This window comes from Mesorhizobium sp. M0145, assembly GCF_040322355.1.
Lineage (GTDB): Bacteria > Pseudomonadota > Alphaproteobacteria > Rhizobiales > Rhizobiaceae > Mesorhizobium.
In genome coordinates this window covers 1-10281 of record NZ_JAMYTK010000053.1, presented here as the reverse complement: position 1 = coordinate 10281, position 10281 = coordinate 1, and the positions used below count along the sequence as shown (strand labels likewise).

The window sequence follows — 10281 nt, the reverse complement described above, 5'->3', positions numbered from 1 at the left end:
GTCCGAAAAATGGCCGGAATGAAATCGGAATGACTGGCCGGCTTCAAATCGGAATCGATGGCCGGCTTCGTCGGAATACGCAGGTGCACAAGCTTCCAACCAGACCCGCGCAAAGATAGCCCGTCGCCTGAAGATAGTCGGCGAGGGCCGCCAAATCCCTCGCAAGCGCATCCTCCGTCACATGCACGCCGTCTTCGCCGACAATGCACACGCTTGTCTCGTCGAGAGATAAGTCCAGCCAGGGTGCTCCTTCAGGATTGCGTGTTTGCTCGCGTACGGAGCCGCCCCTCGGTTCCCAATCGAGGAGTGATCCTACAATTCACATTTTTGGAAATCGCTCGCTAGGTTACCCGGTCTGTGAACCCTGCAAGCCGAAAATTCAGACGCCGCCCATGCAGAGATATTTCATTTCGAGGTAGTCCTCGAGGCCATGGCGGGATCCCTCCCGCCCGATGCCGGACTGTTTTATCCCACCGAACGGCGCCGCTTCTGAAGACATCCGGCCGGTATTTACCCCGACCATTCCATATTCCAAGGCCTCGGCCACACGCCAGACACGCTTCAGGTTGGAGGCATAAAAGTAGGCCGCGAGGCCGTAGATCGTGTCGTTGGCCTCACGCACGACCTGATCCGCATCTTTGAAGCGAATAATCGGGGCCAGCGGCCCGAATGTCTCTTCTTGCGCGACGGTCATCTCACTGGAGACACCGGTCAGGACTGTCGGTTGGAAAAACGTGCCATTCGTGCCGATGCGTTTGCCCCCGCAGCGAATTGCGCCGCCTTTGGCGACCGCATCGGCAATATGGGATTCGATCTTGGCCAATGCGTGCTTGTCGATGAGCGGTCCGATGTCCACTCCGGGAGCGAAACCATCACCAACTTGAAGTTGGCGAGCCCGTTGCACGAATTTCTCGACGAACTCGTCGTGAACGCCCGACTGGACGTAAAGGCGGTTCGCCGAAACGCAGGTCTGGCCGGCATTGCGGAACTTCGCCTGGATCGCACCGTCAACCGCGGCATCGATATCGGCATCATCGAAGACGATGAAAGGTGCATTGCCGCCGAGCTCAAGGCTGACTTTTTTGATCTGGTCCGAGCACTGGCGCATGAGAAGGCGCCCGATCTCAGTCGACCCGGTGAAGCTAATCTTGCGGACCTTGGGATTGGTACAAAGTTCGCGGCCGACCGCGTCACCTTCGGACGCATAGATCAGGTTGACGACGCCTTCGGGAAAGCCAGCCTGATGGGCGAGGGCGAACATTGCTCCCGCCACGAGCGGCGTCTGTTCAGCGGGCTTGAGGACGATCGTGCAGCCCGCCGCCAAGGCTGGCGAGATTTTGCGCGCCACCATCGAGGCCGGGAAATTCCATGGCGTTATCGTGCCAACAACTCCGATGGGCTGCTTGATTACCAGCATTCGGCGGTCCATCGATGGTGCGGAGATCGTCTCGCCATAGACGCGATTGGCCTCCTCGGCGTACCATTGCAGATACGCCGCAGCATGCGATATCTCCGACTTGGCTTCTGCAAGCGGCTTGCCCATCTCCGCGGTGAGAATCTCGGCGAGATCGTCGGCGTGGTCGATGATCAATTGATGCCATCGCCATAGAACGTCGCTGCGCTCACGTGCGGTCAACCCTGCCCATACAGGCTGAGCGACATAGGCCTTGTCGATCGCAGCGCATGTCTCCTCGACACCCATGTCGGGTAGTTCTGCCAGCACTTCGCCAGTCGACGGGTTGAGGACCTCGAATGTCCGCTCGCTAGTCCGCGTGCCAAGTGCCGGCAGGCGATCAATGGGTCCAAACAGGTCAGGGGATCTCAGGTGACGGATCATCGGCAGGCACAGGGGCAATACCGGATTCCTCCTCAACGCAGCAGGTATATATGGCAGGTGCGGTGTGTACTCCGCGACGTCCGGGTTCCTTATAGGGCCTCGGCCAGACAGCTGGTAGACCACGGTACCCAACTGGAAAGGGAGAATACCTGAATACGCTAGAAGATGCCTCGCGGTTCTACTAGTCGAACGATTGAACAACGGACATCGGCTTCGCCAGCCGCGCGGAGTGGGTGCTGGTGGCCTGCGCCTACAATCTGCGGACCACGAATCGGCGACTCTATCGACTCGAAGAGAGGCTGGCCTGAGGAGGAGCGCACCCCAATAATGACGCCTGAACCGGCAAATGCCTGACAAGGCCCGCGAAAACCGCTCCTCGCGGCTTTAAACAGATCCCGTTTACCGGGCGAGCGCCCGCAAGATGAAAAAGAGGATGGAGAGGAACAGGGTGGCGAAGGCGCGCCAGGTCTTCCCTTCTCCACAAGGGGTGAAGGGAAGACCGGGCGGCGCATGCGCATGGGGATGGAGCTCATGATCAATTCCCCGCCTGTTGCTACGGCAAAAGATAGCCTGTGGTCGAATGGTCGAGCACCAGATAACGCGCGGCGACCGCCTTGACCTCTTCGGTGGTGACCTTGCGGACGCGGTCCGGCCTCTCGAGCACGTCCTTCACATTGCCACCGGTGGTGAGCGTTTTGCCATAAATGTTGGCGATTTGGTCCAGCTCGTCGTGCGCACAAATCACCGAGCGGATATAGCGGTCTTTGGCCTTGTCCAGCTCGTCGCTGGTGACGCCATCCTTGGCGATCCGGGCGACTTCGGCAACGGCCGCCGCTTCGAGATCGACGAGCTTTGCATCGCCGCGCGGCGAGCCGGAGATGGTGAAATTGGTGTCGTCTAGCATGGTGCCCTGGAAGAAGGCGCCGGCCGCCGAGGCTATGCCTTGCTTGACGACAAGCTCCTGATAGAGCCGGCTGCGGTTGCCGCCGCCGAGGATCTCGGCCAGCAGGTCGAGCGCCTCGGCCTCGCCGGGCTCTGCCGTATGATAGGACGGCACCACCCATTGCGTGGTAAAGCTCGGCACACTGACGCGCCCGTCGGTCAGCGTCACTGTGCGCCTGGTGTTCTGCTCGGGCTCGACGGGGCGGATGCGCGGGGGCAGGTCCGGCCCGCGCACAACCTTGCCATAGGTCTTCTCGGCCAGCGCCTTCACCGTCTCAGGCTCTACGTCGCCGGCCACCACCAGCACGGCGTTGTTCGGTCGGTAGTATTTGTTGTAGATGGTGAATGCGTCGGTGCCGTTCAGCTTCTCCATCTCCTGCATCCAGCCGATGACCGGAATGCGGTAGGGCTGGTTCTGCCGCAACGTCGCGTTGACCTCCTCGTCCAGCAGAGCCTGCGGGTTCGTCTCTCTGCGCCAACGGCGCTCCTCCAGGATCACGTCGCGCTCGGTCTTGATATCATCGTCGTTGAGGATGAGGTTGAACATGCGATCGGCCTCGAAGCCCATCATCTCACCCAACGCCGAGGGCGCCACCGTCTCGAAGAAGGTGGTGTAGTCATAGGCGGTGAAGGCGTTATTGTAGCCGCCGATGGCTGAGACGGCTCGGTCGAACTCGCCGGCGGCGTGGTTGGTCGTCGCCTTGAACATCAGACGCTCGAGGAAATGGGCAATGCCGGATTTGCCCGGTGGCTCGTCGGCGCTGCCGATTTTGTACCAGACCATATGAGTGACGATCGGCGCGCGGTGATCGGGGATGACGACCACTTCCATGCCGTTGTCGAGCAGGAAATCCGTCACTTTGCCGTCGTCGGTGGCGGCCGGAGCCGGAGCGGTCGTCACCAGGGCCAGCGCGGTGGCAATGAATGCCTTGCGCAGCCAGGGGGACCGAAGTTTGATCGATGGCTCCGGTTGTGGTGGCTGGTCGAAAGGCAAGGTTCGAGGCAAAGTGATTTGTTCCTCATTTTGATGAAGGCGCTGCGTCCTCGTCTCCCCCCGTGGGAGGATCGGCGGGCAGCGCCGAGCCAGATGAGCAACCGGCTTCATGGTGCTAGGCCTTACTCGAGCCTCGTCTTTGGATGAACCCAGGAGACCTGCGGCGGTATTTCTTGGTGATTTGATCATGGGGGGCGACTTCTCCTTGGTGCGTGACGCGTTTGCGGATGACTAGGCATGAACTGCGCCAGATCAGAAAACCTTCGAGGCATGCGATAATCGGGCGCTGCTATGTTGCGTATTCGACATCGTCGGACATCGGACAGGGCCGAACGCGACGCGCGCGCGGCTTGGGACGATATCTCCTTCGTTCGGAAGACGATTGGGCCCGCTGCCGGGGGAGCGGCATAGGATGCGCTTCGAATAGCCGCTGCACTGAGTGAGTGAGAATTTAGCTGTTGGTCGCCTTAGCGGAAGGCTGTCCTCGACAGGCACGCCAGGGTCGAGGCTGAACGGCAGAGGAGACAGGAGCGTGGCGGGTTCGAGCGCGTGGAGCCTTTTCGCGCGCGAAGACGGATCTCATCAAGGATCTGCAACAGTTAGGGAATATTCGCGAGGCGCTGGAAACGAAGATCGTAGGACATCAGGCGAGAAAGAAGGATGCGTTGAGCGCTTTTGGCGGATGAGCTTGCCCGAAGTCGTTGCGCGTGATGAGTTGCTGCGGAACAGGGATCGTTTGCGTGGGGCCTTGGTCGAACTTGAGGAGAAAACAGATTCCGCCCAAGCGCCGGACACAGTTTCCCAGATGATCCGAAAGTCAAATGTTGACGGATTCACCAGCGAACCGGGCGGTCCTAGCGACGGCGTGTCGCTGGAGGCCAGCCCTCGTTCGAGCGTCAGGACTCCAAGAGAACGGGACTTTGTCAGAGCCATCTGCGATCCCAAACTGAGACGTGCAAATATAGCAACGTCACGAAAAAGTTTTGCCGGCCGCCTACAAGCCACCGTCATTGATTTCAAACAGACCCGTTGTCGGAGGCTGATTACAGGTAAGGTCCGTCAACATCGCAGGTTCGTCAAATGGGCTTTTGATATTGTGGCCATCTTGAAATCCGATGACATCAAAATAGTCTTCGGCCGTCATCGCTTTGCTGTGCGGATCGGCCTATGTAGCGCGCGGCATAGGGCCGATCAGACTGATCCGCATAGCGGGTTCGCGTGTTTGAACGGCGATGCCCTTGCGGCAGGTAGGCATCGCAGCTTACCGTCTATTTTCAGCAGTCCGCATCTTCCGCCGGCCTCATGCGGCAAGATGGCCTGGCGCCTGCTGCAAAGGCCTCTCTAATCGGGGCGGCCTCTGAGCTTAAGGCTATCCAGTCAACAATAGCCTGATCCTGCTCAATCTGATACGCGCCAACCGCCTCGCCGGATTGTGGAACCGCTCGCGGGTAGCTTCTACCACAAACAGCAAGGTCATGAAATCAAGTAGGAAGTCGTCGATCGCTTGGGCGATTGTTTCTGACTTGCCCTTGAACTGGTCCAGCAAAACGCGCGCGTTATCGATCGCTTCCACGCTGGTGGCATCGATCAACCCCTCGACCCTCTTGAAACAATCCAATTCGAAACTCCTTCAAGCGCTTGCCAAGCCGTTATGCACGAAGGTAGCTCCGTGAACTACCCGGCCTTTGACCTGGCGGCACGAGCAGCGGTCGGCCTTACGTGCCGTGCCTCCAAGCTCCAGCGATAGACGTGGAGCTGAGGGGCGTTGGAAGGATCGGGCGCTTCCGGCCATGCTCGAGCGGTAGTGTAGGACAGTGCTTGCTGGCGACTACGGCCAAAATGGAGTGCGCCAGCTGATCGGGGCTTAACAATTTTTCGCTTTTTGCTGCGCCCAAGTCTCGGCTATGAGTCAGGCAGGCCTAATGGCCTGCCCGACGTTGCAATTGTTAAGGAGGAACACGTATATGCCTACTGGAACGGTAAAGTGGTTCAACAGCACCAAGGGGTTTGGATTTATCCAGCCCGACAATGGCGGTCCGGATGTTTTCGTCCACATTTCCGCTGTCGAACGCGCGGGCCTCTCGACCCTCGCTGACGGCCAGAAGATCAACTATGAGATCGAGCAGGACCGCCGCACTGGCAAATCCTCCGCTGGCAGCCTCAGCAAAGCTGGTTGAAATTATCTCCTGCGTCCTGGCAAGAGTGGGCGCGTAGGTCCGGAGGTCCTCACGGCCGCTCGATAGGAGCGAGCAAAAACTGAGGGCAGCAGATTGCTGCAGGCGTCGCGAATTCCTCATGAAACAAAGTTGTTTGAAAGGAAGGCGGGGTTGGCCCCGCCTTTTTATATGACGAGCAGATTAAGCCGATGGCTGCAACGCTCCAGAACGAATCTCGATTGCCGAAATCAAGCCGCGACCTTCTTGCGGGTTCGCTTCGTCGGCGCCGGCTCCGGCGCTTCCGGCGCTTTCGGTTTGCGGCCGAGCCCCATTGTCTTGGCCAATGACGAGCGCGCCGCGGCGTAGTTCGGCGCGACCATGGGATAATCCGCCGACAGGCCCCATTTGGCCCGATATCCATCCGGCGTCAGCCCATAGTGGGTCGACAGATGGCGCTTTAGCGATTTGAATTTCTTCCCGTCCTCAAGGGAGATGATGTAGTCCGGTGTCACCGACTTCCTGATCGGGACTGCAGGCGTAAGGGCAACCGGCTCTTTTGCAGAGACACCTTCCGCCGTCCCTTTCAGAGCCGCGTGCACTTGGCCGATGAGGGCAGGGAGATCCCCCACCGGGATCGGATTGTTGGAGACATAGGCTGAGACGACATCGGCCGTGAGCTCGATGAGGGTGTTGATGTTTTTTTCGGCTTCTTCTGTCATGAAACTCTCCAGGCGGCGTGAAACACAGTCGGCGAAGCGTCGCTTCATAGTGGCGGTCTCCGCTGAAAGCAACCAAGGTCTCGACAGGATTATTGCGATGCTCATCCAGCGAGATCTATGGCGCAGTATCGCGCCGTCATGACCGTTGATGCGTTCCGTTGTTGGCGACCTGCCGCGGTGCTTGCGCATTTTCAGGCGCGTCTCGGCCGTAAGCTTTGCGCCAAAATGACCAGTAATCTCGAAACGAAGCGGGCTATTCCTGTTTCGCCATTCTCTTTTTGGCTGTGAAATCGATGGCAGAGCAGTGGCCGCTTCCTGGTGGCGCGTGGAGGAACTATCAAGCGTTGATTCGCAATGGTCGAAACGATCTAGATTCATCCGGTGAGCCGCTCTTGCAGCAGGATGTTAGGGATTGACCCGCTGGCAAACCGAGGACATCACGCCGCTGCTTTGCTATTGAACCGCTATCGCTGTGACAACACATTCCGCAATGGTGGGCGGGTGTAGAGGAGGCGCCTGTTCACGCAAAACTAGCGGTTTCAGCAGGTCGGGAGGAACGAATGAGCTCAGGGACTTTCAGCAGCCCACTTTTCGTAAGGCGTGCAGCGCACATCGTGCAAGAGATTGCCAGTCCTGCGGATGCTATCGATTTTCTCAACGAATAGCCAGAAGATCGCAGAGACCGGATCTACGAAGCCGCCCTCAGGGCGTGCTTTGATGCATACAACGGACGAAAACCTGCGAGCGCAGCGCGCAAGGCTGTTTTCCGCTTTGCGAAACAGGTCGCCATATTGGAAGATGCAACCTCGGCGATGCAATGGCTCGCTGCCTGCATGTCGGGCAGTGGAAAAGCGCAAGTATAGGCGCCGCAGTCGTGTGTGAGGCTGGAGCGGGTACGCCGGCATCTGGAGCGTAGTGTAGCGAACAAACAATATTTTGCGGCGCTCATGGCGATGTTAATCATCTTGTTGTATTTGTAAATCAGCTTCTCGCGATAGGATTGCAACGCCTCCGGTGTGAAAATCACTGCGTGGGACTTGGTTCTCAAATTCATGATGGTAAATTACCGTGTAATGATTGCAAAGCAGTTGTCCCATCGAAGCAAGATGATAAACGAAGCCAAAATTGTGCTCCGTCGTCTGCCAATATTCGCTCTATGGAGGCCTACAAGCCAATTAAAACAGCTACTCGGGCGCCTCTGAAATTCGTGTAATTCTGCTCACCCCAATCGGCCCTCTACAGTCGAAATAAGATCGTCCCGCAAAGGTGCTACAAGACACTATCGCGGATCGATTTGGGCCAAGGTCGATCTGGCGAAGGCAGGCGGAAGTCGAGCAGGACCTGCTGCGGAACAGATAACCGGCCCCAAACCGAATCCGACACGGTGGCCCCGATTTCTTCATAGTTGAAGGCGCAGAGAGAACCGGAGCACGGCTCCGGCGCCGCCGCTTGCCGAGCAGCGATCCTCCGCCTCCCAAAATCCAATCGAGAAGAGCGTTCAATTCCGGGACGGTCCAAGCTCTGCCGCAAAAACAGGTGTCAGACCCCCGGTCCTCTCCCGCAACTGATCTAGCGCAGGGCGTTCATGAGCCGAATATCCCAGAGTGGCTGCGTGCACGACGCAGCGAGATCATTTATGAAAATCCTATTCAGTACGATGGCTGTCCCCTTGCTGACAGCCATCGCTTTTGCTGCGGATTCGATCCCCGCAGACCTCAGAGAAACGGCACTGGCCACTTTCAAGGCTTTGCCACCCACCACGCCGGTAGTCGCTAACAACCCGATCACACCGGAGAAGATCGCCCTCGGCAAGGCACTGTTCTTCGATCCACGCGTCTCGGCGTCAGGCGTCTTGTCGTGCAACTCGTGCCACAACTTGGCCACCGGCGGCGACGACAATCATGAAACCTCGATCGGCCATGGTTGGCAGAAGGGACCGCGCAACGCGCCGACTGTACTAAACGCTGTCTTCAACATCGCCCAGTTCTGGGACGGTCGTGCCGAAGACCTGAAGGCTCAGGCGAAGGGACCGGTCCAAGCCGGCGTCGAAATGGCCAATACACCGGGTCAAGTCATCGCCACGCTCAAGTCGATGCCGCAATATCTCGAGTGGTTCGATGCAGCTTTTCCGGCTGAAGCCGATCGCGTCACCTTCGACAACGTCGCCAAGGCAATCGAAGCCTTCGAGGCGACACTTGTCACGCCGGCCCCCTTCGACGGCTTCCTCAATGGCGATGACGCCTCCATGACTTCCGAACAGAAACAGGGCCTGGCGCTTTTCATGGACAAAGGCTGCTCGTCCTGCCATGCCGGCATCAACGTTGGTGGGGAAGCCTATTACCCATTCGGCCTCGTGGAACAGCCCAGCGCCGAGGTCCTGCCGGAAAAAGACAAAGGCCGATTTGCGGTCACCAATGCAGCCGAGGATTCCTATGTTTTCCGCGTGGCGCCGCTGCGCAACGTTGCATTCACCGCGCCATACTTTCATTCGGGCAAGGTTTGGGATCTGAAACAGGCCGTTGCCATCATGGGAACCACCCAGCTTGGCGTGGTACTGGCGGACGAAGAAGTCGACCTGCTTGTTGCCTTCCTTAACTCGCTGACCGGAAAGGCACCCGAGGTCGCCTATCCCATCTTACCCGCCGAAACGGCGACAACACCCCGGCCTATAATGCAGATCTTAGGAAAATAAACGGCCAGCTGGCTGCGGAACGTCGCAACCGACAATGATTGCGACTTTTACAGCCACGAGACGATCGCGACGTCCATGAGGACGCAAATGCCTGGCTCGTTTCCAAAGTGCAGACACTGCTTCCGTCACCATCTCGTTGCGGTGGAACCATGTTAGGATCTGGCGTGCGACATGCCAAGGAAGGCATTGGACGCTTGAGGCTCGCGCGCTGGGATACCGCGCGGCGGACGGCCATCGACCTGGCGGCCGAATAGCCGCGCGCCGGAGTGACCGGCCCCCCTTAGGGCGATGGGCCAGCCACTACGTCCTCCATGTCCAGAGATTCTTCGACTGCTTCCGGATTCCGGGCGATGGTCCAAAGGAGAGTATTCGCCGCTGCATCCGGTTTCGAGCGACCTTGCTCCCAGTTTCGAAGCGTTGCCAGATCGAGGCCATACCTCACGGAGAATGCCTCCTGAGAGAGCTTCGTGCGATCCCGGACTTCGCGAACACTTATCGGCCGCGGCGCATGAATCTTCGCGATCACGCCTGCGGACGACAGTTCATTCTTCAGTGCCAATAGGTCCTCGACGCAAGGAACCGTCACGAACGCCTTGCCGTGATCGACCATCTCCGTGAGTATCGCGTGGGCCGTCCTGAGCGGCAGCTGTCTCTTAACGAGAATCCGGGCGGCCTCAGGAGTATTCGCGCCGTGAAGAAAACTGAGGCTCAGTCGGACCGGAGAGCCTGACGACACCGGGACGACGTCCCGGGTTCGCACCCGTTGTCCGTACCGCTCCATGAATTTCGATTTAGTCGACATTAAGCTTCTCCGCGATCACTCGAAGCTTGCGCAATTTGGACCATCCCCACTGGAGGCATCGCGATAAAAGTACGCCAAACAACGCTAAGGGAGAACAAACGGTGATCTGATTTCGTTCGACGCTCGTTTTCGAGAGCCG

General features: G+C 58.5%; 8 protein-coding genes. 3 read left to right on the top strand and 5 right to left on the bottom strand.

Annotated elements, in window-relative coordinates; all coding sequences use genetic code 11:
- Nucleotides 1-379: 379 nt before the first annotated feature.
- The 3 genes from NKJ28_RS32610 to NKJ28_RS32600 all read right to left on the bottom strand — a co-directional run bounded on the left by NKJ28_RS32610 (nucleotide 380) and on the right by NKJ28_RS32600 (nucleotide 5364).
- Complete coding sequence (locus NKJ28_RS32610; RefSeq protein WP_502902254.1) at nucleotides 380-1837, bottom strand: NAD-dependent succinate-semialdehyde dehydrogenase; 1458 nt, start codon at nucleotides 1835-1837, stop codon at nucleotides 380-382.
- A 553-nt stretch (nucleotides 1838-2390) separates the two neighbouring features.
- Nucleotides 2391-3962: a M16 family metallopeptidase gene (locus NKJ28_RS32605; RefSeq protein ID WP_502902253.1), complete on the bottom strand. Its 1572-nt coding sequence runs from the start codon at nucleotides 3960-3962 to the stop codon at nucleotides 2391-2393.
- Nucleotides 3963-5142: 1180 nt separating this feature from the next.
- Entirely contained in the window at nucleotides 5143-5364 is a 222-nt protein-coding gene (locus NKJ28_RS32600) for a hypothetical protein (RefSeq protein ID WP_352638544.1), read from the bottom strand.
- 373 nt (nucleotides 5365-5737) lie between these two features.
- On the opposite strand from NKJ28_RS32600, the gene NKJ28_RS32595 reads away from it, so the two are divergent.
- Nucleotides 5738-5950, top strand: a complete 213-nt coding sequence (locus NKJ28_RS32595; RefSeq protein ID WP_023679670.1) for a cold-shock protein — start codon at nucleotides 5738-5740, stop codon at nucleotides 5948-5950.
- A 227-nt stretch (nucleotides 5951-6177) separates the two neighbouring features.
- On the opposite strand, the gene NKJ28_RS32590 is transcribed toward NKJ28_RS32595, so the two are convergent.
- Nucleotides 6178-6648, bottom strand: a complete 471-nt coding sequence (locus NKJ28_RS32590) for a Ros/MucR family transcriptional regulator (protein WP_352452644.1) — start codon at nucleotides 6646-6648, stop codon at nucleotides 6178-6180.
- Nucleotides 6649-7334: 686 nt separating this feature from the next.
- Here NKJ28_RS32590 and NKJ28_RS32585 point away from each other — a divergent pair.
- Together NKJ28_RS32585 and NKJ28_RS32580 are read left to right on the top strand one after the other, a co-directional pair.
- On the top strand, nucleotides 7335-7511 hold the full coding sequence (locus NKJ28_RS32585) for a DUF982 domain-containing protein (protein ID WP_352638547.1): 177 nt from the start codon (nucleotides 7335-7337) through the stop codon (nucleotides 7509-7511).
- A gap of 773 nt (nucleotides 7512-8284) precedes the next feature.
- Nucleotides 8285-9340, top strand: coding sequence for a cytochrome-c peroxidase (locus tag NKJ28_RS32580; RefSeq protein WP_352638546.1), 1056 nt, complete (start codon nucleotides 8285-8287; stop codon nucleotides 9338-9340).
- A gap of 280 nt (nucleotides 9341-9620) precedes the next feature.
- On the opposite strand, the gene NKJ28_RS32575 is transcribed toward NKJ28_RS32580, so the two are convergent.
- Nucleotides 9621-10142 (bottom strand): helix-turn-helix domain-containing protein, encoded by a 522-nt coding sequence (locus NKJ28_RS32575; RefSeq protein WP_352638543.1) that lies wholly within the window; start codon nucleotides 10140-10142, stop codon nucleotides 9621-9623.
- Nucleotides 10143-10281: the final 139 nt, after the last annotated feature.